The following is a 907-nucleotide window of genomic DNA, read 5'->3' as shown; positions in this document are numbered from 1 at the left end:
CCTTACGGTGGAGCTGTGCGTAGATGTGATCAAGAGACAGCCCAGCAGCGCCCGCCGGTCGCCCAGCCGCGCGGTCAGCCAGCCCCCGGGCAGCGCCACCGCCGCGCCGGGCAGTTGCGACAGGCCGATCAGCACCCCCAGCGCGGCGAAATCCGCGACCACCGGTCCCACCAGCATCGCCCCGACAGAGCCGACCGACTGGAACTGCACCCCCATCGAGACACGGACCGCGACCAACATCGCCAGCACCGTCCAACGCCTGTCCATGCACCCATCCCTCCAGCACGGCGGGGACGAGGCTAGCATCGTCCCGCCGGCCGGCACGGATTCGCCGACGCGGCGGCGCCCGAGCCCCTGGTCCCGCCCCGCCTGCCACCGGCAACCCCGCGCCGCGGCCTCGCGTTGCCCCTCCGCACTGTCCCACAAGAACGAGAGCCAACAGGACGCCACCATGGACCAGAAGATTTCCATCCAGCGACCCGCCGAGGAGGTCTTCGCCTATGTCGCGGACACCGCGCACATCCCGCACTGGGTTCCGCAGCTGCGCCGCGACGACGCCAACCTGCCGGGCTCCGGCCTGGAGGCGGACGAGGCCGCCCTGACGGTCCGCTGGAGCTTCGACCCTCCGGGCGAATGGCGGATCACCGGCAAGGGCGAGAGCGCCGTGCTGCACCTGCGCGTCGATGCCGCCGCCGCCCTCCCCTCCGACCCCACGGAGGAAGAGACACCCCAGGAGGCCCTGGCCCATGGCATCGAGGCAGCGCTGCAAAGCCTGAAGTCGCACCTCGAAGGCGTCGATGGCGGCGACCCGGAGGAACCCAGCAACGACGCCCCCAGCCGCCTCTACGGCCGCAGCGCCACGCAGGACCCGAACCTCTGACGTCCCGCCGGCCTGTCTCTTGATCAC

General features: G+C 71.7%; 2 protein-coding genes. One reads left to right on the top strand and one right to left on the bottom strand.

The genetic code is table 11. The annotated features are described in order from the left end of the window. Positions 1–267 (bottom strand): hypothetical protein (locus ROTAS13_RS26825; protein WP_216348753.1); only part of this gene is annotated, 267 nt, incomplete at its 3' end. 184 nt (positions 268–451) lie between these two features. On the opposite strand from ROTAS13_RS26825, the gene ROTAS13_RS25130 reads away from it, so the two are divergent. Further along, complete coding sequence (locus ROTAS13_RS25130; protein ID WP_019463026.1) at positions 452–880, top strand: SRPBCC family protein; 429 nt, start codon at positions 452–454, stop codon at positions 878–880. Positions 881–907 lie beyond the last annotated feature (27 nt).

Origin of the sequence: Roseomonas sp. TAS13 (assembly GCF_001950415.1) — a bacterium.
Classification (GTDB): Bacteria; Pseudomonadota; Alphaproteobacteria; order Acetobacterales; family Acetobacteraceae; genus Roseomonas; species Roseomonas mucosa.
This window is presented reverse-complemented; position numbering and strand designations above follow the sequence as displayed.